Raw genomic sequence first — 19447 nt, forward strand, 5'->3', positions numbered from 1 at the left:
AATGCAACGAGGTTCGGCGCTTGAAAATTCTGGTCACCGGGGCCAACGGATTCATTGGCAGCGTGATTGTCGAATCCCTGTTGCGCAATGGGCATGACGTGCTTGCCTGTTGCAGGAGCCGAAGAAATCTTCCGGCTTCGAATCGGGTTCAGTTCGTGCCGATTGACTTCTCCATGAAAGCCGGCAGCACCGACTGGCCGGCTCTGCTCGAAGACGTGGATGCGGTTGTCAATTGCGCCGGTATCCTGCGTGAAGCGCGGCGCGGTGATTTCGAACGCATCCATGTCGAGGTGCCCGCCGCACTGGTCGGGGCCTGCATCGATGCAGGTACGGCCAGGTTCGTGCAGATATCCGCGCTCGGCGACCCCGCTGATGGCACGTTCATTGCGAGCAAACACCGTTTCGATCGTCAGCTTCTCGAATCCGGACTCGCAGCGACCGTCCTGCGTCCCTCCGTTGTCCTTTCTACGCGCGGTTCCTATGGAGGCACTTCCCTGCTGCGCGCCCTTGCTGCATCGCCGCTTGTGGTTTTCCTGCCCGGCAACGGCGAGCAGAAGCTGCAGCCGGTACTCGCCGAAGACCTCGCGGAGATCGTGCTGCGCTGTCTCACCACAGACGCGGCAAAAGGAAAAGTCCTGCAGGTCGTCGGCGAGGACGTGCTGTCCTTGAAGCAGACGCTCGGCCTGCTTCGCAAGTGGATGGACTTCTCGCCACCGCACTGGATTCGTGTGCCCCGATTGCTGGTCAGACTCGTAGCCTGGATCGGCGACCGGATCAATGTCGGGCCAATCGGACAGACCATGGGCAGCATGCTCGAGCGGGGCAATTTCGGTGTGCAGGGCGCGCATGCCGCCACCACCGAGGCAAGCGGATACGCAGCACGCTCGTTGCGCTCCGAACTCGAGATCGCGCCCAGCTTCGTCGAGGACCGCTGGCACGCGCGTCTGCATGCGCTGCGTCCGCTGCTCTGGCTGATTCTCGTGATGATCTGGCTCGGCTCCGGCATTGCGGGCTTGCTCGCCAACAGCAATGACTACGCCGCCACACTCGACGCACTGCGCATTCCCGCCACGCTGCAAGGAAGCCTCGTGCTTTTTTCCAGCCTGCTCGATCTCGCCCTGGGATGTCTCCTGCTGCTGCGTTGGCGAACCCGGCTCGTGCTCGGCCTCATGCTGGTCTCGGTCCTCGCCTACACGCTGCTGCTGGGCACGATGGCGGGCGCGCTCTGGCTCGACCCACTCGGCGGTCTGATCAAGAACTTCGCCATTGCCGGATTGCTGATGGTGATGCTTGCCATCGATGATGCGCGCTGATGAATACCTATCTACTGCTCAAGCTCGTGCATGTCCTTTCCTCCACGCTGCTGTTCGGCACCGGCCTCGGCACGGCTTTCTATCTCTGGCGCGCCGACCGCGGCGGCCAACCGATCGTGATTGCCAGCGTTGCGCGTCAGGTTGTCATCGCCGACTGGTGTTTCACGACGCCCGCAGTGATCCTGCAGCCGCTGACTGGCCTGGCCCTGCTTCATCAACTCGGGATTCCCTTGCACGCCTCCTGGGTAGTGGCGAGCCTGATCTTGTATGTCCTGATCGGACTTTGCTGGTTGCCGGTTGTCTGGATCCAGATCCGGATTGCACGGCTGGCCTCGCTGGCAGCCAGCGACCAGACAGAATTGCCCGCCCGCTACCACCGCCTCATGCACATCTGGTACATGCTGGGATGGCCCGCCTTCCTGGGCGTACTCGTCGTGTTCTGGTTGATGGTGTTCAAGCCGCAACTCTGGTGAGTCGATGGCCGCGCGCAGTGCGATTCAGCGCTCGCCCGGCAGGAATTGTCGAGTCCGGCCAGTCTGCAAATGGCATGCGTCGGACATGAATTCACTGGCGAAATTGCACCGCTGCGATCTTTGGTCGCGAAGTGACCGGCAAGCCTGCCGAGGCGTCCATGTATCATGAGCCCGGGATGAGCGATCTGATGAAATCCGATGAACGAGCCTGACAAGGGGGATTCGGCCTCGACATCATGGCGCTCGATGGCGGAGTCGGCGTTTTCACCAGCCCAATGGCAACGCCGTGTGCTGTTCTGGTCGGGGGCCATCCTGGTCGGCCTCGCTGCGGTCGGATTTGCCAAGGCTGCCGATCATGCCTATGCCCTGTTCCAGTCCATCGTCAGGCACAACGGCTACTGGCCGTTTCTGCTCACGCCGCTGACTTTCGCCTTGCTGGCCTGGTTGACTCAGGGCGCCCTCAGGCCCACGCGCGGTTCAGGCATCCCGCAAGCCATTGCGGCCCTGAAACTGGAAGACACATCGTTTCGCGACACCCTGCTCTCCTTGCGCATGGCCATCGGCAAGATGGGGCTGACGCTTGCAGCACTGGCCGGCGGAGCTTCGATCGGACGCGAAGGCCCGACCGTGCACGTAGGCGCAGGCCTGCTCTACTCGCTTGGACGGCGCTTCGGCGCACATGACGCGGCAGCAAGTTCACGATTCATCCTGGCTGGTTCGGCCGCGGGCCTGGCTGCGGCTTTCAATACGCCGCTGGCAGGTGTCGTCTTCGCGATCGAGGAAATGACCGGTGCATTCGAACACCGCATGAGTGGCATTCTGTTGACTGCAGTGATCATCGCAGGCGTGGTCTCGCTCGGCATTCTCGGCAACTACGCCTATTTCGGCCGATTCGACATCGGCCTCCCGCTCGGCAAGGCATGGCTGGCCGTGCTTGCGACGGGAACTGTCTGCGGACTGGCGGGCGGACTGTTCGCGCGACTGATCATTCCCTCCGAAGGCGGACTGCGCGGCCTGGTCGGAAGGATTCGCAAGCGTCAGCCGGTGGTGTTTGCAGCCGTCTGCGGACTCGTCCTGGTTGCGCTCAGCCAGCTCACCAACGAAGGCCTGTACGGAACCGGATACGATCAGGCCAAGGCTATTCTCGAAGGGCACACCAGCACGGTCGAGGCATTCGGCCTGCTCAAGTTCTGCGCCAACATTGCGTCCTACTGGGCCGGAATTCCCGGCGGCATCTTCTCGCCGGCGCTCGCCGTTGGTGCAGGACTCGGTGCCAACCTCAGTGCCTTCCTGCCTGACGCCGGACTTTCCGCGGTCGTGCTGCTCGGAATGGCAGCCTACCTGGCCGGCGTCACCCAGGCGCCCTTGACTGCGGCGGTCATCTCGATGGAACTGACTGCGAATCAGCAGATGATCCTGCCGATCATGGCCGCCTGTCTGTTGGCCCGCGCCACATCGTCTCTGGTCTGTCGCAAGCCAGTCTATCGCGCACTGGCTGACACGCTGATTGAAAACCATGTTCGGATAGATGCCGAAGCAAGGGCAAAGGAAGTCGCGATCCTGCCTGTCGTCGATGCAACCAGACCGGACAAGAAGTCCGGCATTGCAGAATAGACCCGACTGCTACCGGGATACCCCCTGCATTGGAACCGAGCGCGCGACGACACGATTCCGCCCGCGGCTTTTTGCCTGATACAGGGCACGATCGGCCGTCTCGATCAGGACTTCGCAGCGCTGCGACGCGCGCGGCTTGATCGCGCTGATGCCTACACTCACGGTAACGTGATCAGAAACGGTTGAGGTCGGATGCGGCAATTCCATCTCGTCGATGTATTGGCGCAGACCTTCACCGACCCGGCGTGCCGTGCGCAGGTCGCAACCGGGCAGGAGTACGGCAAACTCCTCGCCGCCGAAGCGCGCCACGAGCGATTCTTTCGTTCCGATGGCCTCGGTGCATATGTCAGCGAGATCACGCAGGCATTCGTCACCATGCAGGTGTCCGCGTGCATCGTTCAGCAGCTTGAAGCAGTCGACGTCGACCAGCAGCAGGGCAAGGGGGCGCTTTGCGCGGAGATGGGTCGACCATTCTGCCGCCAGACGCTCGTCGAAACAGCGCCGGTTGGCAATGCCGGTCAAGCCATCACTCATCGACAATTGCTGCAGTTTCCGGTTGGCCACTTCCAGTTCGCGAACCACGCAGGCCAGATGAACGGCGCCAGCGATTTGCACGGCTATCGCATCGAAGGCGGCGCGCACTTCACGAGTGAAGAAGCGCGCCTCGGTGCTTTCGAGATTGAGCACACCATGAAGGCAACCGCGGTGAATGATGGGAACCAGATATTCGGAGCTGACCCGGCTGTTGCCTGGCACGTAGTCGGGGTCGCTGCGGACATCCGCAATGAGTTGCGCCTCGCCGCTGCGCACGCATCGTCCCGCTGCTCCGAGTTCGACCGGCCACGGCAGTTCGGCCGGCAATTCGAGATCAAGCTCTCCGGACCAGACCTCCTGAACAAAATGCGTTTGACTCTCATTGAGCAGGATGATGCTGGCGATCGTCACCGGCAGTCGCGCAACCAGGCAGTCCACAATCCTCTTGAGCACGGCTTCAAGCGAATCGCCCTGCAGCGCTTCACTGGAAACCTGGGCGAGAATCTCGGTGAGCATGGCGCGCCGCTCGGCAACGGACTGCCTGTGCCAGCCGGCCGTGGACATTCGCGAACGATCGAACCGGACTACCGAATGCGGCACCGCTTCCCTCCACAGTCATGCCCGCTGGCAAACCGATGCCAACGAGGGGAAAGCGGACGCAACAAGGCTGAATGCGAAAGCAGAAACCGCTAGTTCAGCCCGGCTCGGGTGCCGCCTTCTCGAGAAGATAAGGAACCACCTCTCCCTTGATCTTGAGCGTTATCGGCTGCCCGCGCCGATCCAGCGACTTGCCGGCAGCTACACGAATCCAGCCTTCGCTCACGCAGTACTCCTCGACCGTCGTCCGTTCTTCGCCGTTGAACCGGATGCCCACACCTCGGGCCAGCAAGTCGGCGTCGTGGTAGGGGCTCTTCGGATCTACCGAGAGGCGATCTGGCAACGCATCAGTCATGCTGGGGCTCCGTTTGCAGTCATTTCTTGCAAGAATAGCGGAACCAATGCTACGCGATTTGCCCCCGCGCGTGGATGAACGAGTGAACGACTGCGCATGAAGTGGAGGTCGTTGCGAAGCAGGCCAATGCGTCCCTGCCCCGCCCAGAGACATCCTGTGTCGCGCACGGGAAGTCCTGCAGCCGCCGTGGGAAGCGGATCGCCTGCCGGCCCGAAAGCGCGTGCAACCCGCCAGGACTTATCCGCTTCTGCGCGTCGTTCGCTTCCGGATCGGGTCCGCAGCAGACTTCGGTGGCGTCGAAGCCGGATTCCAAAGGTGTGACCCCGTTGGCAACTCCGAAGCCGGGCTTGCTTCGACTTGAGTCAAGGCAGGATCGAATTGCACGCAATCGAGTTTGAGGTCTCTATCCTTGAGTCCTGCCTCAGGTTCTCACGCGAAGCTGCTGATCGACAAGGAATACCGGTCAGGGTCTTGCCGGTTTCACGCGATCGACAGTCGGCGGCAGTGCGAATGCCGCACTGCGGCATGACTTTCCGACGAATCCGTGAAGCACTAAAAACGCAATTCCTTGATACTTGTAACAACTCGACAATCTATGCATGATCCGCCGGCGGTTTGATTCGAAGTCAGTCGCAGGGCGGTGCATCCGCCCATCTCGGGACGCGTGAGGGAACCGGTCAGCGACGGTCGTCGCCACCTGGCACGCATTTCGGATTGTTGAATGTCTGGGGAGACAGTTTTGCGAATTCGGAACTTTGGCAGGATCACTGCCATCATGGTCTTGTGCATGCCCGTGCTGGCAATTGCACAGTCGACGACATCAAGCGCGAACACAAGAACCACGACCGAAACAACGTCCGAGGCGCAGATAACGCGCATCGATACGTCGGTCGTCCTGGTCGCCGGCGTGCCGGTGGTGGTAGACAATCCCTACGGTGATGTTCGCCTTCGCTTCGGTGGCTACGAGCACGGGATCGATGCCCATGCCGTCGTCCAGCAGCCGCCTGGCGCATCCGTCATTGCAATGCAGCCGGCCATGGTCGACGGTCAGTACCGGATCGCTCCACGACTGCCCGAAGGCAGCCGGCTTGCCGATGGCCAGCGTCTTGATCTCGTCATCTTTGTCGCCGAGGGACACCCGGTCATTGCGCGCACCGAGCAAGGCCTGATCGAAAGCCGAGGCATTCGCGCCGACATCAGCCTGAACAGCATTTCCGGAGACATGGCGATTCGCGGCACCCAGGGAAGCATCCAGGCCCGAACCGGATCCGGCTCGATCGAAGCATCGCTGGGCCCTGCCCCTGCCGGCTCGACGCAGACCCTGGCCACCGGCACCGGGACCATCATCCTCGCTGTCGACGACACGCTCGATGCCCATCTGGAAATGTCGACATCGGCGGCCTTTGCAACCGAATTTTCGTTGCAGGTCGAGCGGATTCCTGGGCAGGAACCGAACAAGAAGGCCATAGCCGTGATTGGCGAGGATCAAGCCACCATCATTGTGGAAAGCCGGCGTGGCGAGATTCGCCTGTTGCGCTGGAGCGAGTTCACGTCGACAGACGGGAAACCCGTCGACGACAGAAAAGTGGAAAGTGACAGTGACTGAAAACGGCCGTTCCGGTTTGCCGCCCCTGGAAGGCAGCGCGGAACGCATGAGTTCCAGATGATTCCCGAATGAGGAAAACTAGATGAACCTGCGAAAAACCTGCGTGGTCAGCATCGCGCTCGTGGCGTTGCTGACACTCCACGGCATCGCCATTGGTGCCCCGGGCTCCGAATCGCCCGGCGGTGTCCAGATTGGCGAACCCGTTTCAGCAATCGGTCTCGATGTCGATCTTCGCGATGTACCGGTTGCAGCCGCCTGGCGGCCGGGCATGCCGATCAAGGAAGCACACAAGCGCCAGTTCTTTCCACCGGATCAGCTCAACACATCGGCACCGAAGTGGATCCTGACCGAACCGGACAACCTGCCTGAACTGCAGAAAATGTGGGACGAGAACGCACCGCTGCGCTCGCTTGATTCGCAGCCGCAGACCCGGGTCAGCATCAACAATGGCTCGACCGGAGTTTCGCCCGGCGACCCGGTTGTCGATGTCAGCGCCGATCACATCGTCTATGGCGTGAATGGCAGCAGCGGTACCACGTTCACGATCTACAACAAGTCCGGAACCAAGCTTTCCGGACCGACCACGTTTTCGTCGCTGGCGCCCAGCGGCGATGGTTGCCGCACTTCGGTCAGCGATCCGATTGTCCTGTTTGACCGTCTCGCCAACCGCTGGTTCCTGCTTGAAATGGGCGGCACCTCGTCGGCACCAAAGATGTGCATCTACGTCTCCAAGACATCGAACCCGGTTTCCGGCGGCTGGTGGTTCTACGGTTTCTCGACGCCCGCACTCAACGATTACCCGCATTGCGGCGTCTGGGGCGACGCCTATGTGTGCACCGACAATGAGGGCGGCAGCTCGGTCACGGCCTACGCCTATGACCGCGCCAACATGCTCAACGGTGCAACCGCACGCCCGCAACAGCGCTTCGCCAGCGTACCCAAGCTTGGTGGCTACGGATTCCAGGCTTTGACGCCGGTTACCTTCATGGGCACCGCCGCCAGCGCACCGCCGGCTTCGACCCGACAGATCCTTGCACGCCACAACGATGACGAAGCCCATGCAGGCGGATCCGCCGACGCGACTCGCGACTTCATCGACCTGTACTCGATCAACATCAACTGGAACTCGCCGGGCAGCAGCAGCATCAGTACCTTGCCGCGCATCGCGATCACCGAGTTCAACAGCTGGTTCCGCAACTACTCGTCGTTTGCAACCGTGCCGCAGCCTGGCTCCAGTTCCCTGCTCGATCCGATCCGCGAAGTGATCCTGAATTCGCTGGTCTATCGCAACATGGGTACCCACGAGTCGATCGTCGGCCAGTTCGCTACCAATGTGAACCCTGCGCGTACCGGCACGACCGTCAACGCCGGTATCCGCTGGTTCGAGCTGCGCAAGGTCGGTTCTGGCAACTGGACACTGCATCAGGAAGGCACCTACGCCCCGGGCGACAGCAACACCCATCATCTGGTCGGCACCATTGCCACCGACAACAAGGGCAATATCGGTCTGGGCTACAACACGACCAAGACGTCCTCGCCGACCACCTATGCCAGTCTCGGATACACCGGGCGCAAGGCCAGCGATGCCGGGGGCGTGATGACCCAGGGCGCCAACCTGGTTGCTGCCGGCTCGGCGGCGGAAACTTCCGGTCGCTGGGGCGACTACTTCCAGATGGCTGTCGATCCTTCTGACGACTGCACGTTCTGGATGGTCGGCATGTACCGCCCGTCGGGCAGCTGGAACACCCGTATCCAGGATTTCAAGTTCGACGATTGCGGTGCGGCTCCGACTACATATTCGATCTCGGGAAGTGTCACGACCGGAACCGGCGTGGGCATTTCCGGGGTGAGTATCAGTACGGGCTCTGTCAGCACGACGACCAATTCGAGCGGTGCATACACCCTCGGCAATCTCGCCAATGGCAGTTACACATTGACCCCGAGCAAGAGCGGATACAGTTTTGCGCCCGCCAGCCGCAGCGTGAGCGTCAGCAATGCCAACGTCTCAGGCCAGAACTTCAGCGGAACCGCGAGCAACACCCCGCCGGTGGCAAATTTCACTTTCACCACCAGTAATCTGGTTGCGAACTTCACCGACACATCGAGCGACAGTGACGGCACGATCGCCTCGCGTTCCTGGAACTTCGGCAATGGCAACACCTCGACGGCGACCAATCCCAGTCAGACGTATGCAGCCGCCGGCACCTACAACGTCAGCCTGACCGTCACCGACAATGGCGGAGCCACAAACACCGTGACCAAGGCCGTCACCGTTTCGGCTCCTCCGGTCAGCAACGTGCTTCAGAATGGCGTGACCGTGAGCGGACTGAGTGCCGCCACCGGCAATGACATCAACTACACGATGGTTGTCCCGGCTGGCGCCAGCAACCTCAACTTCGTCATGAGCGGTGGCAGCGGCGATGCCGATCTGTACGTGCGCTTCGGCAGTGCACCGACGGATTCGACCTACGATTGCCGACCCTATGTCGGTGGCAATTCCGAGTCCTGCCCGTTTGCCAGCCCGCAGGCCGGCACCTGGTACGTGCGTGTGAAGGCCTACACCAGCTTCTCCGGTGTATCGCTGACCGGCAGCTACACCGTCGTCACCAACAATCCGCCGGTAGCCAGTTTCAGCTTCACGACGAGCAACCTGGTCGCCAGCTTCAGCGACAGCTCGACCGACAGCGATGGCACCATCGCCTCGCGTTCGTGGAACTTCGGTGATGGCCAGACTTCGACTGCCACCAATCCGTCGCACACCTATGCAGCTGCCGGAACCTACAGCGTCAGCCTCTCGGTAACCGACAACAGCGGCGCAAGCAACTCGACGACCAAGTCGGTCACGGTCACCAGCGGAACGGGAGGAACGGTTCTGCAGAATGGAGTCGCCGTGACCGGGCTGGCCGCAACGACGGGCAACACGCTGACCTACACGATGGTGGTACCCGCAGGCGCGACCGGCCTCGGCTTCGTCACCTCCGGTGGCAGTGGCGATGGCGATCTCTACGTCAAGTTCGGCTCCGCACCGACGACGTCGAGCTACGACTGCCGCTCATGGGCCAGCGGCAACAACGAGACCTGCAACATCAGCAGTGCTCAGGCAGGCACCTACTACGTGATGATCAATGCCTACTCCACCTTCAGCGGCATGAGCCTGACCGGCAGTTACACGCCGGCATCCGGCGGCGGAAACGTGCTGCAGAATGGCGTTCCGGTCAGCGGACTGGCGGCAACCAAGAACAACTGGACGTCGGTCTACACCCTGGTCGTACCGGCAGGAGCCAGCAATCTGTCAATCGCCATTGCCGGCGGAAGCGGAGATGCCGATCTCTATGTCCGACTCGGCTCGGCGCCAACCACGACAAGCTACACCTGCCGCCCGTATTTGAGCGGCAACAATGAAACCTGCACGTTTGCCGCTCCAGCAGCCGGTACGTACTACGTTTCCATTCGTGCCTACGCGACCTTCTCCGGAGTCACGCTGACACCGGCGTTTACCCCTTAGTCGGTCATCCAATCCCGGCTTGTGCCGGATTTGAAGCAACGGCGACCGGAGGATTCCGGTCGCCGTTTTTCATGGGCCGACCATAACGGCGAATCCGGCTCAGATATCCGAGCAATCTACGCAACGAGTGAGGGTCGGATCCATGCCGAGCCGACGCGGGTCGAGTTCGTTTGCGCAGATGTGGCAGTAACCAAATTCGCCCTTTTCCAGCCGAAGCAATGCGCCAGCCAACCGAGTCCGCTGGATCTGCCGCCGACGTCTTGCCTCTCGTGCCAGTTCACGCGCCTGCATGGCATCCATGCGCGTCAATCTGCCAAAACGCGACTGATCCAGTTCGACCGGCAGATCCGAATCCTCCGAGAGGATTTCGAGTTGCTTCAGTTCGCCCTGCAGGGCAAGCAGCCGCTCGCGAATCCTGGCCAGGTCCAGGCGGGACATCAGAAGGCAGCAGGATTCGAAGGGCTCAACGAAGTTGACTGTCCTTGCTGCCGCGTCGATTGAAACCGGCGGCCTTGCGGGCCGCCTGATCGCTGGCTTCCTGGCAGGCCACGCACAGGCGAACCCCGGGGACGGCCTTGCGCCGGGCCTCCGGTATTCGTGCCCCGCATTCCTCGCAGTGCTTCAGGCCCGGGCCGGCCCGCAGCTGCGTTCGCGCACGCTTGATGCCATCCTTTATCGTGGCATCGATCTGGTCCTGGACAGCGCCATCGCCTGCCCAACCGGTCGCCATGTTCGCCTCCTCGGTTTGATCCGGTGTATCGGTCTTGGCACCAAGAATAGCGCGCTCGCCGGATTCATGCCCGCCTGTTCGGCTGGCGCCATCGCGGAAGAATCTCGGACGGATCGATCGCCTTCAGCACCATTCCGCTCAACCCCGCCCTGTCGAGCAAGCTGACCAGGCTGCCGTCCTGGTAGGCGGATATCGTCTCGCTGCAGCCACCGACAAACTCGCCACCGACAAAAACCTGGGGAATGCTGGGCATCCCTGTTCTCGCTTGCAGCGCTCTGCGCAAGCGCCCGCCGTGGTCTTCTTCCTGCATGGCAGGCGTATCAAGATCAACGCTGCGAAACGGAATGCCAGCCTGATTCAGAAGCTTGCGCAACGCGCCGCAGTATTCGCACCAGGTCAGCGCGAAAACGGTGACAGGATTGCCGTCGTCCGCGAGCAGGCCTTCAAGCTCTTGCCTGGCTTCTGCGTCGACAGCCTGCGGCGGCGCAGCAGGCGCGGAAACTGGCGGCGGCTGGTCGAATCTTGCATGCGGTGTCGCCCGCGAGAGTGCCCACTCGGCGTCATTCATGTCGTCGATGATGCCATCGAACAATGCCGTGCTCAGATAGCGCTCTGCCGAATCCGGCAACATCACCAGCACCGAACTGCCGGGCCTGGCGTCGGCGCAGATCCTGAGTGCGCCGGCCAGGGTTGCGCCAGCCGTGATGCCGGCCAGGATGCCTTCCTTGCGCGCGAGTTCGTGCGCCGCCTGCAGCGCGTCCTCGCCGGCCACCGGAACAATGCGATCGACCGAACCCTCCGCCACCGCATCGGCCGTCAGTGATGGAATGAAGTCCGGAGACCAGCCCTGCATCAGGTGCGGGCGGAAATCGGGATGACTGGATCCATCCTTTGGTTGTGCGCGCCCGCTGGCCAGTACCGGGGAATTGTCAGGCTCGCAGACGATGATGCGCGTCGACGGGCTGTCCTTGCGCATACGCATTGAAACGCCACGCAGGGTTCCACCCGTTCCGGCACCGGTTACAAAGTAGTCAAGGGGTTTTTCCTTGAACGCCTCGAGTATCTCTTGCGCTGTGGTGCGCTCGTGCGCCCTCGCATTGGCCTGGTTGTCAAACTGGCTGACAAGATAGCCATCCAGATGCTCGGCCAGCTCGCGCGCCTTGACCAGCATGCCGCTGCCCTTGTAGACGGCGGGGGTCAGAACGATGCGCGCACCGAGCAGGCGCATCAGTCGACGCCGCTCCAGACTGAAGTTCTCCGACATCACGACCACCAGCGGGTATCCCCTGGCAGCGCAGACCATGGCCAGCGAAATTCCGGTATTGCCGCTGGTCGCTTCCACCACGGTCTGGCCAGGGCGCAATGCACCGCTGCGCTCGGCTTCGTCGATCGCTTCACGGGCGAGCCGATCCTTGACCGAACCCCCCGGATTGCGCGACTCGAGCTTGACGAAGAGGTTGATGCCTTCAGGCGCCATCCGCCCGAGACGGATGATCGGCGTATTACCGATCGTATCGACTACGGATTCAAACATGATCCACTCCTGTTGCCGGCGTCGCCGCAGGCATTGCGGCAAGCGGCGATGCGTGACGATGCAAGCGATTCTTGGCGAGACCTCGATCAGTGAACTGACGAGAACAGCGGAGCCAATGCCTGTCCGATGCGATCCTTTTGTTCGGACGAGGTCAATTCCGCCAGCAGCGACTGGAAGCGCGGCTCCTGCACGCCGGAAAGGATGTATTGCCAACGATACGCTGCCAGCGTGGCGGCTTCTATCTTCTGCTGATCCTCAACACCGATCGAACGCGGAATGATCGCGCAGAAATAGTCGGCATCCGCAAACGCCTGTGCCTGCAGGATGCCATCGATGGCACCGACGAGGGCAATCAGGTCGTCGACCGCGCTGTCGCGTTGATCATCCGAAATCGCTGCGTCCTCGCGTCGCCATTCCAGCTCATCGAGAATGGCGTGCTGCGACTCCTCGCGCCAGTGATACAGGAAGATGTCCTTGAACAAGGGGGATATTCCTGCATCCGGATCAATACTCTGCCGATAGTGGGCCTGGGTGAACAACTCGATATGGCAGGTCAATGCCAATACCGCCCAGGTCGATTTGCCGAGCACCACCGACGCCACGGCCTGCGCATCTGCGGTGTGCTCATAGCCCGGTGGCATGTCCGCGGCGATCATGTCCTCGATGCGACCGAACAGCACCATGTGCTTGACCTCTTCCTCGCTGAATCGAATCAGCGCTTCATGGGCAACGGCATCTCCCTGCTCATGCTGGCGCGAGCGCTCGAGGACCATGGTATTGATGAAGCGCTCCACGAGCCCGAAAAGGTAGGCGTAGGTTCGGCCCTGGATCTGGCTCATGAGCTTCTTTTCCTCGTCACTGAGCAGATCAAGGCGATTCAGCCGAGTCAGTCCTTCGGGCAGGAACTTTTGCCGGAAGTCGAACCGACGGCCCCGGATGACATCCCTGTCGATATCCCAGCAGATGCGTTTCGATACCTCGATGCACCTTGCGTAACGATTGTCCCTGGCGGGTATTGCGACAGCATTCATCGCGAGTCTCCTCTTGTTGAATTTTCTTGAAGCAGCAGGATGAGCCAGCCACGCGAACACGTGGCCGATACGGGGTCATTGGCTGCGGGGAAATGGCCGGCGCCCAATGCGTCGCTGGAAAAGCGCAACGCGAATTCAGACTGCGGGCGCGGATCGGCCCCGGCGCTCAGAAGGTGCCAAACGCGCGGGCTCTCGGAGCTTGAGCCGCGCCGGTGGCTGTTCAACGGGTCGGATGCCGCGTGGAATTCACGGAGCGGACCGGAGTGCAGGTAGGACATGGGAACCTTCGGAATAGCGCGGATCATTCCGCGGTCCGAAGTTTTGCGACGCTGCGAGGTTCAGGTCATGATCAATGCCCGACCGATCCTTGACCAATCACTGACCAAGTCTGATCCTGCCGTTTTCGTCAATGCAATCAGTATGTTGTATTGCGGCCTCAGGACGCGGCCCGGCGCCGCTCGGAGAGGCGTTTCTCGTCTTCCAGGGTCCAGGTTTCAGCGGCCGCGGCCTTGGCCGCGAGCTCGGCATCCAGCGCTGCGTCGGCATTGCCCTGAGCGGCCGCCAGCACCGCCCTCAGCTGCAGGTATTCCCGCGATGTTCCGAGCACCGGCTCCGCGAGTCTGAGCTGCGCGGTTGCTGCCGCGATATCCCCTGCGCCCAGATCGATCTCCGCAAATGCTAGTTGTGCGGCGGCCTTCCTGCGCGGATCGTTCACCGAATCGAGCAGGGCCATGGCCGCCTTCAGCGATGCCCTGGCCGGTTCCCAATTCGACGCATCGCCCTGCATGCGGGCCATCAGGATCAAGGCATCAATCTCGCGCAGGACATATCCTCCAGCCTGCGCCTCATCGCGAACGGCGAGGGCTTCCTGCTCGGCATCCGTCATCTTTCCCGTTCGCCAATCGATCCCTGCAAGCAGCAAGCGCAGGCGCAGGACGCTGTCCGTTTCATTGATCTCGCGTGCATTGTCCAGCGCCTTGAGCTGCCACCTTCTGGCCGCCTCGTGATCCTGCCGGGCTTCCTCTATTTCTCCGAGCAAGGAAGTCGCATCGATGCTCTTCGGTATTTCCTTGAGCTCATCGACAATCAGCAGCGCGTTCTGTGCAAACTCGAGAGCCGTGGACAAGTGTCCCTGATCCAGCTCGACCTGGCCCAATCCGATCAGGGAGGTCGCTTCGGCACTTCGATTGCCCAATTCGCGATGTTGCTCCAGAGTTTTTTCGAACAGTGCGCGTGTTTCGGATGTACGCGCCTCGCGCCAGCGCAGATTTGCCAGCGAGTTGCCGGCAATCGCCGCATTGCGACGCTCTCCCACCAGTTCGAAGCGATCGATCGCGGATTGAAAATGCTTGCCCGCACTTTCCAGATCGCCAAGTTTCAGTTCGACCTGACCGAGCGTGTGCATGACGTTTCCCGATGGCATCTCCTTGCCCGCGGCCAATTCGAGTTCGGCCGCCTGATTGAGATAGTCGCGCGCCACGTCGAGCTGATCCCGGTTCTTGGCCAGGATGGCGAGATTGATCAGCAGGCCCGAGGATCGATCGGGATCGTCAAGCGTAAGGGACATCTGGTAGGCCTCGTCGAGCAAGGTCGCGGCTGTGTCCAGATCTCCATTGCGCCAGCTCATGATTGCGAGGGCATTGCGGACCGAACTGCCCTGCCGTGCCGAGCCATGGGTGTCGGCTTCCTTCATCAACTCGCGCAAGCGTGCTTCGGCGGCCTCCCGGTCGCCAAGATCGCGCAGACCGAGGGCGTGCTCGTAACGAGGCCAGAATGATTCGGGCGCCTGCTCCATGGCCAGGGCATAGTATTTTTGCGACCCCGCGACATCGCCCTGCAGTCTCAGTGCACGACCACGCAGGTAGGCCTCGTTGGCAAAGCTGTCCGTTGTCACCTCGGCCCTGTCCCCGGTCAGGCCCAGGACAATTCTGAGATCCGCACCTGCTGCATGTGCGAGGCTGCCGATATCAGCGGCAACAACGCTGCGCCGACGATTGCTGCCTTCGGCGTTCGTCACCCGATAATCGAGTCTCAATTGCCCGGCGTTCTGCTGAACCTTGCCGCGAACGATGTGGGTGACCTTGTAGACCTCTCGCAATCGCTCGTCGAGGCTATCCGGATCCTTTTCTTCGCTGTCGAGGTCTACCACTTCGCGGGCCCCCATCACCTGGACCGGACCTTCCACGCGAAGAATCTCATCAATCGCCGTCATCAACCCGAGTCGCGCCCAGTCCTGGCGCGCATCACCGGTCATGTTCTCGATGGGCAATACGGCCACACGTATCTGGCCGCTGCCTTCAAACTTGTCGGCGCCTGGCCTTTGCACGAACCAGACCAGGCCCATGGCCACGATCAAGCCCAGCAGGATCCATGCGCTGCGAACAAGAACCCGCATCCGTGCACCCTTCACGATCCCGACGTTTGCAACGCTGCCCGATTCGGCTTGCATCGGCTCGGGAACATCGACCTGACCCGTTGGCGGGGGCGAAGAGCCCAGCCCATTCTCGCCCGAGCCACTCTCCGAGTGCGCCTCGGCATCATCCCTGACGACGACATACACCTCCGCCACAAAGCGAAAGCCCCGCCCATGCACCGTATGGATCGCCCTGGGATTCTCGGCATCCTCGTCGAGTGCGCGCCGCGCCTTCATCACGCAACGGCTCAACGCAGCCTCGGTCACGATCTGGCGTGGCCAGACCGCTTCCAGCAACTCGTTCTTGTCGACCAGACGGGAACGATTGACCACCAGATAGGCGATGAAGTCGAACACCTTGGGCTGCACGACGACGGCCTGCCCATTGCGCAGGAGTTCGTGGCTTGCCGGGCGCATCTCGAACTCGCCAAAGCGGAAAGCACGTATCCGATCGACGCTGTCTTGCTCGCTCTCTGTCATCAAGGCTGGCTGGTGGCACGCAACGAAGTACAGCCTAGCGCAAAGCGCGGGAGATTCCAGCGCACTCCCGATCTGGAACATACTTGCGCTCGTCACCGACGGTGTTTGCGCCGTGACCGTACGATTCTTCCCGGGGAATACCAGCATGCAAGAGCGCCCGCCATTTCATCTCGCGTTTCCGGTCAACTCGCTCGCGGATGCGCGCGATTTCTATGGCGATCTCCTCGGCTGTCCGGAGGGGCGCTCCAGCGAGGATTGGGTCGACTTCGATTTCCATGGCCACCAGATCGTGGCGCATCTTGCACCCGATGAATGTCGGGCTGCAGTCAGCAACGATGTCGACGGCGATGCCGTACCAGTCAGGCATTTCGGGCTCGTCCTTTCGATGCCGGACTGGCACGCGCTGGCCGAACGCCTGCGCGCCGCCGGCACGCGCTTCATCATCGAGCCGCACTTGCGCTTTGCCGGAAAACCCGGAGAACAGGCAACCATGTTCCTGCTCGACCCCAGCGGCAACGCCCTGGAATTCAAGGCGTTCGCGGACCCATCGGGACTGTTTGCGAGATAAGGTCTCGTTGTCGGCCATGGTTGCCTGCTTGCTTCTCGAGTCGACGCATGACTTCTGGCGCTATCGCTATTATCAAGTAAATAACAGTATGGACTGAATCTTATCGGACAGATCCCATGCACGCATTGAAGCGATTCGCCGAAACACGCCCCGTATTGAGTTTTGTACTTCTTTGCTACCTCATCACCTGGCCCATCTGGTTCTGCGTACCCCTGCTGGCCGGCACCGACTGGACCCTGGGCAAGATCCTTACCGGCATTGGCTTCGGGCCGGCACTCGCAGTCATCGTACTGGACCGGATGCGCGGCACGGGCGCGGCCATCGGTACCCGCCATTGGTGGTTCGCCTTCCTGCCGGTATTTCTGATTGTCGCGACCCTGGATATCTCGAGCCTGCTGACCGGCGACGCCATCTCGGCGGCAGAGTTCGCAAGGGTCCAGGCACAGGGAATTACCGCGATCGGCCTGGCCGGCTCACTCGTCGCCGCCCTGGTTGCGGGATTCATTTTTGCAACCATTGCCGGCAGCCGGAGCCCGCATCTGGCTTCCCTTCTGAACTGGCGATTGCCCTTGCGCTGGTGGCTGGTCGCGCTGTTGCTTCCGGCTGGCTGGATGCTGCTCGGACTTGCCATCACAGAGGCCAATGGCGACCCGATTGAATCAGTCAACGGCGGCCTGCCCACCGCGATATGGCTGCTGTTCGTCGTGCGCTCGTTGCTGTTTACCCTGCTCGTGGTCGCAGTCGGCGAGGAAGCCGGCTGGCGCGGCTGGATGCTGCCGGAATTGCAGAAGCGTTTCAGTCCCTTGCTGAGTTCCGCCCTCCTCGGCGTCGTGTGGGGTCTTTGGCATTTCCCGCTTTTTCTCAACGGGCAGTACGCCGACGAACCCGTTCTGGTTTTCGCCAAGGCCGGTGCCTGCGTGATCCTCGCAACCCTGTTCACCTGGTTGTTCAACCGTACCCAGGGAAGCCTGCTGCTTGCAGTGGTCCTGCATACGGCGTTGAACAATACGCCGCGCCTGATTCCGGCCACCGATGCCATGGGCCTGGGCCTGCTGGGTGCCTTCGTGCTCATGATCGTGGTCGACAGGATGTGGCGCCGACCCAGGCCGGCCAGCGCAGGCCTGGCCGACTGAACGAGGCTTTTCAGCGCCCGGGCAGGATGCTGCAAGACGAGACCCGGAATACGTACTAAGATACGTACATTGATTCCGTCGGACCCGCTCGATGCTCTGGGCATGCCTGTATTTTCCCGAACTGCCGCTCGATGCCGTGCGTCCGCAGGACTGCGCGCGCGAGTTGCCGGCCGTGCTGGTCGACGGCCCCGTGCGTAATCCTCGGGTGGTCATGGCGAATGCCGCTGCCCGCCTGTCCGGCATAGGTGCGGGTCAGTCCCTGGCCGCAGCACGCGCATTGCAGGCCGATCTTGCGGCATGGCGGCGGGAACCCGATGCAGAACAGCAGATGCTCGGCATCCTGGCCGACAGCGCCTATCGCTTCAGTGGCGAGGTCAGCCTGCTGCCACCGCGCGCCCTGCTGCTTGAAGTGGGTGCCAGTCTCGGCCTGTTTGGCGGCTGGGCTGCACTGGAACGACGCTTGCGCGGGGATCTTGATGGCTGGGGCGTGAAGTATCGACTTGTCGCGGCTCCGGTCGCTTCCGGTGCCCGTGTGCTGGCCGGCTCGCAGGATGGCGTCGCCCTCCTTACCCACGCCCAGCTACTCAGTGCGCTGAGCAATATTCCTGTTGAAAATTGCGGACTTGAGTTGAAAACCTCAAGTAGTTTGTCTTCCATGGGCCTCAACCGTCTTGGCCAGTTGTTCGCCTTGCCGCGCCCCGAGCTGACGCGCCGTATCGGGCCAGCCGCCCTGCTCCATCTGGATCGCATGCGCGGACTCGCCAGCGAGGCCCTGCCCGGCTATCAGCCACCAACCCGTTATGCACGCCGCCTCGAATTCGAGCATCGCATCGACAGCGTGCAGGCCCTGCTGTTCCCGCTGCAGCGCATGCTGCGTGAGCTCGCCCGTTTCCTGATCGTGCGCGATGCCGGCGTGCAGGATTTCGAGCTGATCCTCGAGCACGAGCACCAGGCAACCACGCAGATCAGGATCGGTCTGCTCGAAGCCCAGCGCGATGCCGGCAAGCTGCTCGAACTGACCCAGGCGCGTCTTGAACGCATCAGCCTGGTCGCTCCGGTGCAGGCTCTGCAGGTCAACGCCGACGACCTGCCCCTGCTGCGTCCGCTGCACGAAGACCTGTTCGACACGAATCCGGACGAAACCATGGAGTGGCCTACCCTGGTCGAGCGCCTGCGCGCACGCCTCGGTGACGAAGCGATCCGCTGCCTTCTCGAAGTGGCCGATCATCGACCCGATCGCGCCTGGCGGCTGCGTCTGCCCGACACGCGCGGGAGTGGACGCAAGCCTGCCTCGACGGCGCCCACTGAAGCGGGTCGCTTGCATGGAATGGCCTCGCGCCCGTTGTGGCTGCTGCGCAAGGCGATCCCGTTGCGACCTTCGCCGTTGCGCATTATTGCCGGCCCCGAACGCATCGAAAGCGGCTGGTGGGATGGCGACGATCAGCGCCACGACTACTACATCGTGCAGACACGCGACGGCCAGCGTGCCTGGGCCTATGTCGCGAGCGGTGAGATCGACAACTGGATGCTGCAAGGCTGGTTTGCCTGAGCATCCGTGCCC

Annotated in this window: 14 protein-coding genes and 3 pseudogenes; 9 read left to right on the top strand and 8 right to left on the bottom strand. The window is 61.9% G+C overall.

The window, feature by feature from the left end; translation table 11 throughout:
- Positions 1-20: 20 nt before the first annotated feature.
- From R3F00_RS10815 to R3F00_RS10825, 3 genes are all read left to right on the top strand, one after another.
- Positions 21-1313 (top strand): complex I NDUFA9 subunit family protein, encoded by a 1293-nt coding sequence (locus R3F00_RS10815; protein WP_371281795.1) that lies wholly within the window; start codon positions 21-23, stop codon positions 1311-1313.
- A complete protein-coding gene (locus tag R3F00_RS10820) occupies positions 1313-1786 on the top strand; it encodes a DUF2269 family protein (RefSeq protein WP_371281796.1) in 474 nt (157 codons plus the stop codon). The genes R3F00_RS10815 and R3F00_RS10820 overlap by 1 nt, the downstream gene beginning before the upstream one ends.
- Before the next feature lie 246 nt (positions 1787-2032).
- Entirely contained in the window at positions 2033-3400 is a 1368-nt protein-coding gene (locus tag R3F00_RS10825; protein ID WP_371281837.1) for a chloride channel protein, read from the top strand.
- A 9-nt stretch (positions 3401-3409) separates the two neighbouring features.
- Here R3F00_RS10825 and R3F00_RS10830 read toward each other — a convergent pair whose 3' ends face one another.
- Entirely contained in the window at positions 3410-4498 is a 1089-nt protein-coding gene (locus tag R3F00_RS10830; RefSeq protein ID WP_371281797.1) for a GGDEF domain-containing protein, read from the bottom strand.
- A gap of 130 nt (positions 4499-4628) precedes the next feature.
- On the bottom strand, positions 4629-4886 hold the full coding sequence (locus tag R3F00_RS10835) for a DUF3297 family protein (RefSeq protein ID WP_371281798.1): 258 nt from the start codon (positions 4884-4886) through the stop codon (positions 4629-4631).
- Between the two features lie 787 nt (positions 4887-5673).
- Here R3F00_RS10835 and R3F00_RS10840 point away from each other — a divergent pair.
- From R3F00_RS10840 to R3F00_RS10850, 3 genes and pseudogenes are all read left to right on the top strand, one after another.
- Positions 5674-6492 carry a hypothetical protein gene (locus R3F00_RS10840; RefSeq protein WP_371281799.1) on the top strand — a complete coding sequence of 273 codons (819 nt, stop codon included), beginning with the start codon at positions 5674-5676 and terminating at the stop codon, positions 6490-6492.
- 1717 nt (positions 6493-8209) lie between these two features.
- Positions 8210-9034, top strand: a pseudogene (locus R3F00_RS10845) (pre-peptidase C-terminal domain-containing protein); the annotation flags it as partial.
- A 63-nt stretch (positions 9035-9097) separates the two neighbouring features.
- Positions 9098-9997 (top strand): annotated as a pseudogene (locus R3F00_RS10850) (pre-peptidase C-terminal domain-containing protein); the annotation flags it as partial.
- Between the two features lie 99 nt (positions 9998-10096).
- On the opposite strand, the gene R3F00_RS10855 reads toward R3F00_RS10850, so the two are convergent.
- From R3F00_RS10855 to R3F00_RS10880, 6 genes and pseudogenes are all read right to left on the bottom strand, one after another.
- Complete coding sequence (locus tag R3F00_RS10855) at positions 10097-10435, bottom strand: TraR/DksA family transcriptional regulator (RefSeq protein WP_371281800.1); 339 nt, start codon at positions 10433-10435, stop codon at positions 10097-10099.
- 25 nt (positions 10436-10460) lie between these two features.
- Complete coding sequence (locus R3F00_RS10860) at positions 10461-10727, bottom strand: DksA/TraR family C4-type zinc finger protein (RefSeq protein WP_371281801.1); 267 nt, start codon at positions 10725-10727, stop codon at positions 10461-10463.
- A gap of 64 nt (positions 10728-10791) precedes the next feature.
- Positions 10792-11295 (bottom strand): glutaredoxin domain-containing protein, encoded by a 504-nt coding sequence (locus R3F00_RS10865; RefSeq protein WP_371281838.1) that lies wholly within the window; start codon positions 11293-11295, stop codon positions 10792-10794.
- Positions 11278-12261: pseudogene (locus R3F00_RS10870) on the bottom strand (PLP-dependent cysteine synthase family protein); the annotation flags it as partial. The gene R3F00_RS10865 and the pseudogene R3F00_RS10870, both read right to left, overlap by 18 nt.
- 86 nt (positions 12262-12347) lie before the next feature.
- Positions 12348-13292: a hypothetical protein gene (locus tag R3F00_RS10875; protein WP_371281802.1), complete on the bottom strand. Its 945-nt coding sequence runs from the start codon at positions 13290-13292 to the stop codon at positions 12348-12350.
- A 436-nt stretch (positions 13293-13728) separates the two neighbouring features.
- The gene (locus R3F00_RS10880) at positions 13729-16185 is read right to left on the bottom strand and encodes a tetratricopeptide repeat protein (RefSeq protein ID WP_371281803.1); all 2457 of its coding nucleotides are present in this window, start codon (positions 16183-16185) and stop codon (positions 13729-13731) included.
- A 145-nt stretch (positions 16186-16330) separates the two neighbouring features.
- Here R3F00_RS10880 and R3F00_RS10885 point away from each other — a divergent pair, with 145 nt between their 5' ends.
- From R3F00_RS10885 to R3F00_RS10895, 3 genes are all read left to right on the top strand, one after another.
- Positions 16331-16753, top strand: a complete 423-nt coding sequence (locus tag R3F00_RS10885; RefSeq protein WP_371281804.1) for a VOC family protein — start codon at positions 16331-16333, stop codon at positions 16751-16753.
- Between the two features lie 116 nt (positions 16754-16869).
- Entirely contained in the window at positions 16870-17886 is a 1017-nt protein-coding gene (locus tag R3F00_RS10890) for a CPBP family intramembrane glutamic endopeptidase (protein ID WP_371281806.1), read from the top strand.
- Between the two features lie 91 nt (positions 17887-17977).
- Positions 17978-19435, top strand: coding sequence for a DNA polymerase Y family protein (locus R3F00_RS10895; protein ID WP_371281807.1), 1458 nt, complete (start codon positions 17978-17980; stop codon positions 19433-19435).
- Positions 19436-19447 lie beyond the last annotated feature (12 nt).

Origin of the sequence: Dokdonella sp., from assembly GCF_041395345.1 — a bacterium.
Classification (GTDB): domain Bacteria; phylum Pseudomonadota; class Gammaproteobacteria; order Xanthomonadales; family Rhodanobacteraceae; genus Dokdonella.